This window comes from bacterium (assembly GCA_029210545.1).
In the GTDB taxonomy this organism is placed as follows: Bacteria; BMS3Abin14; BMS3Abin14; order BMS3Abin14; family BMS3Abin14; genus JARGFV01.
The window spans coordinates 1-3,626 of record JARGFV010000171.1; the positions used below are offsets into that span (position 1 = coordinate 1).

3 protein-coding genes are annotated in these 3,626 nt (G+C 57.7%); 1 reads left to right on the forward strand and 2 read right to left on the reverse strand.

The genetic code is table 11. From position 1 onward, the window contains the following. Positions 1-125: 125 nt before the first annotated feature. A complete protein-coding gene (locus P1S46_11915; GenBank protein MDF1537175.1) occupies positions 126-1,082 on the reverse strand; it encodes a diguanylate cyclase in 957 nt (318 codons plus the stop codon). Positions 1,083-1,094: 12 nt separating this feature from the next. After that, positions 1,095-1,463, reverse strand: coding sequence for a response regulator (locus tag P1S46_11920; protein ID MDF1537176.1), 369 nt, complete (start codon positions 1,461-1,463; stop codon positions 1,095-1,097). A 202-nt stretch (positions 1,464-1,665) separates the two neighbouring features. Between P1S46_11920 and P1S46_11925 the strand changes: the two genes are divergently transcribed. Next, a complete protein-coding gene (locus tag P1S46_11925) occupies positions 1,666-3,069 on the forward strand; it encodes a replication-associated recombination protein A (protein MDF1537177.1) in 1,404 nt (467 codons plus the stop codon). Positions 3,070-3,626 lie beyond the last annotated feature (557 nt).

Genomic DNA, 3,626 nt, shown 5'->3' on the forward strand with positions numbered 1-3,626 from the left:
ATCGGTCATCGATCCGGGCGCCCTTCCCAGGCGCGGCTTGTCATTGATTTGGGCGCCCCGCGCGGGGCGCATTGATGACTTTTTGCGAAGTCATTATTTTTGGAATCTGAAATTAGCTCCTCGGATCAATCGGCTTTTCCAACGTCCGAGATGTGGATCTGGTCACCACCCATCTCCTTGGCCGTGTAAAGGGCGTTGTCCGCGGCAACGATGAGATCATCGCCGGAGATCTCTTTCCGGCTGTCGTGGTAAACGAGTCCGATACTCGCTAGGATGTGGTGCTCGAAACCGTCTGTCGTGATGGGAACCGATAGCCGTTCCAGGACCTGGTCGGCCACGTTTTTCCCGCCCTCCAGATCGGTCTGGGTGAGGAGCATGGCGAACTCGTCGCCCCCGTACCTCGCCAGCAGGTCGGTCTCCCTGAGACCCTGCTGAAGCCTTGCGGCCACCTCCCGAAGGACGTAATCGCCGTGCCGGTGCCCATAGTTGTCGTTGATCTCCTTGAAGTTATCCAGGTCCAGAATGATGAGGCTGAACGGCGTCTTGTAGCGCCTGCTCCTTTTAACCTCCTCGTCGAGTTTCTCGATAAAAAAACGGTAGTTGGGGATACCTGTCAGACCATCGGTGATGGCCATCTCCTCAAGCAGCCGGTTCTTCTTCTTCAGCTCCACGGAAAGGTTCTTGATGCGCAGCATGGCCTTGATCTTGGCCAGAAGAAGGGTCGTGTTGAAAGGTTTGGTGATGTAATCGTCCGCGCCGGCGTCGATCCCCCTCATGATGTCTTCCGGCTGGTCCTTGACAGTAACCAGGAAGATCATGGTGTCGTCGAGAGTTGGCTCGGATTTGACACGCTGACAAACCTCGAACCCGTCCATCCCCCCTCCGGGAGGTGATTCGGGATCCGGAAGCATCACGTCCAGGAGAATCAGGTCGAAGGGTCCATCTTCCGTCAGCATCTGGAGGGCTTCGGTCCCTGTGAAGGCCGAGGCGGCTTCGTACCCCTCCGATTCCACGATCTTGCGCAGGATCTCGTTGAGCCCTCTGTTATCTTCGACGATGAGGATTTTTGAAACAGGCTCCATTTCAAGGCACCGCTATGGGAGGTGGTGCCGGAGTTTTCCGACGATCTCGTTGATCTTGAAAGGCTTGGTGATGTAATCCACCGCTCCCATGTCAAGACCCTGCTGGACCATCTCGGCCTGGTCCATGGCGGAGATGAGGATGACCGGGACGTCCTTTGTACCCGTGTTGTTCTTGAGCGCTTTCAGGAAGTCGATGCCGGACAGCCGCGGCATCATGATGTCTGTGATGACGCAGTCGGGACGCTGCTCTTCCACAGCCAGGATTCCGTCGAAGCCGTTGTCAGCGGTAATGACCTCGAACCCGCTCTCGGTGAGGCCGTTACGCAGAAGGTTTAATATGAATGTTTCGTCATCGATAACCAGGATCTTTTTGATTGTCATGATCGCTGCCCTTTCCCACCAGGAGGCTTGATTGATATCTCAGCCTCCTGGATTATTGGGGAAATACGTTTCACAAATTCTTTTCCGGTTTTATTTCGCGGATGGAAACCTGCCATTGTGAAAGATGATATAAACTCATCCGGAGTCTTTGGCGGGACCTTAGCGAAAGACAGATGCACAAGTTTCTGATAATTTATGGTACATGCCTGGGAAAATCAAGGAATTTGAGGGAGATACGGGTGCTGCCACCACAGGTGACCTGTTTCCGGAGCAGGGGGCCTCTCCTCCGGCGGGCGGATACGCTCCCCTTGCCGAACGGATGCGGCCGGCCGGGCTCGGGCAGTTCGTGGGCCAGGAAGATCTCATGGGTGAGGGAGCCATCCTCCGGAGGATGATCGAGGAGGATCGCCTGGCCTCGGTTATCTTCTGGGGGCCGCCGGGTTCGGGCAAGACCACCCTGGCCCGCCTCATCGCGGACACAACAGGTTCCATGTTCCTTTCTTACACCGCCGTTACCTCAGGCGCGAAGGAGATGAAGGAGGTCATGGCCAGGGCGAGGGAGCTGAGACGCCGCTCCGGGCGCAGGACCATCCTTTTCGTCGACGAGGTGCACCGTTTCAACAAGGCCCAGCAGGACGCCTTCCTGCCCTACGTCGAGTCGGGGGACGTCATCCTCATCGGCGCCACTACCGAGAACCCCTCCTTCGAGGTCAACGCGGCCCTGCTGTCCCGCAGCAAGGTGTTCGTCTTCAACCCTCTGAACACGGAAGAAATCAAAACCGTTGTTCAGAGGGCTGTCGCCGGGGATGAAGAGCTTCAGGGCATGAACCTGTCTCTCAAGGAGGAAGCCGTGAGTTTTATCGTCTCCGCAGCGGATGGCGACGCCCGCCGGGCCCTCAACGCCCTGGAGATGGCGGCCCTCATGGTCCAGCCGGACGAAGAAGGGCGACGGGTCATCCGGGCCCAGGACGTGAAAAACGCCATCCAGTCCAAGTCCCTGGCCTACGACAAGACAGGGGAGGAGCACTACAACATCATCAGCGCCCTGCACAAGAGCCTGCGGGGCTCCGATCCGGACGCGTCCCTGTACTGGCTTGCGAGGATGCTCGAGGCCGGGGAGGACAGGCGGTACATTTTAAGACGTCTCGCAAGGTTCGCCGTGGAAGACGTGGGGCTGGCCGATCCCGGAGCCCTCGTCCAGGCGTCCGCCGCCAGGCAGGCCTTCGATTTCGTTGGGGAGCCCGAGGGAGATCTCATCGTCGCCCAGCTCACCGTTTACCTGGCCATGGCCCCCAAGAGCAATGCCCTTTACACGGCGCACAAGCGCGTCCAGAGGGATATCAGGGACAACCCCGCCTACCAGGTGCCCCATCATATCCGCAACGCCCCCACGGGCCTCATGAAGGACCTGGGGTACGGAAAGGGGTACGAATACTCCCACGACATGCCGGAAGGGGTGTCGGTGCACAGTTTTTTTCCCGCTGAACTCGGGGAAAAAAACTATTACATTCCTTCCCAGCAAGGAAGAGAGAAGGCGATCGGAGAAAAGCTCAAAGAGATAAGGAAAAAGATCCGCCGTTTCCGGGAAGGTATCGTGGGTGAGTAGAGCGTACGTGCGTTCGTGCGAAACATCTTCTTCGCAATCACGCTCCACGCATGCACGCACTCACGGGGATTCAGGAGCCGGGAGAGGGAGAACAACCCTGAGGGGGTGAAACGGAGAAACGGTGACGCGGGGAGGGGGAGTAAATCCGTATCGGCGTATCGGAGTAACGGGGTATCGGGGTAAAATCACCATCGTCATTCCGGGCGGAGCTTAAACATAAAAGCCTTAACGCAGGGGACGCGGAGGCGGCTCGCTGGTAGGCCGCGCAACCCGCAGAGAAGATCTAAAGAGCGGTTTCTCACAGAGCTCACAGAGAACACGGAGAAAACCTGAATTCTGGGGGTGAGGCTCGGTCCCTGTAAAAGCGGCAAGAGCCGACTAACCATCCGCCGTCGCTCTTCGAGCTATGGCGGACAGGCAGCTCAGCCATTCCCAGGCTGAACCACAGGGTGACACGGGGTAAATCTTGATGGACTCGCAAAAAAGTCCATCAACGCGCCCCGCGCGGGGCGCCCAAATCAATGACTCACACCGTAAGTCATTGATTTGTAAGGAAA